1 pseudogene is annotated in these 328 nt (G+C 77.4%); it reads left to right on the top strand.

The features are described from left to right. Window positions 1–49: 49 nt before the first annotated feature. Window positions 50–328, top strand: a pseudogene (locus ACLBXO_RS31875) (right-handed parallel beta-helix repeat-containing protein); the annotation flags it as partial.

Here is a 328-nt window from a genome sequence, read left to right as displayed (position 1 = left end):
GGCTGTTCCAGCGGCGCAAGCGCCTCGCCATCGCCCGGGCGCTCGCGGCATGAGGCGATCCAGCACGGTCCTCGGCGGCGCCCTGTCGACGCTGGTCCTGCCGGTCCTGACCGCCTGCGGGCCGGCCGACGCGCAGGTGCAGCAGAGCATCCTGGTCGACCCCGCCGGCGGCACCAAACCCGGCTACACCACGGTGGCGCGGCCCGCCGACGTGCCCTTCGCGGCGCTCGGTCCCGGCTCGAGCGTGCTGGTCCGGGGCGGCAGCTACGGCGACGTGGTGTTCGTCGGGTCCCGCGGGACCGCGGCGGCGCCCGTGACGGTGGCGGCC

Source organism: Methylobacterium sp. C33D (assembly GCF_053345825.1).
The sequence above is the reverse complement of the archived record's forward strand: the minus strand, read 5'-3'. Positions and strand labels throughout refer to the sequence as shown.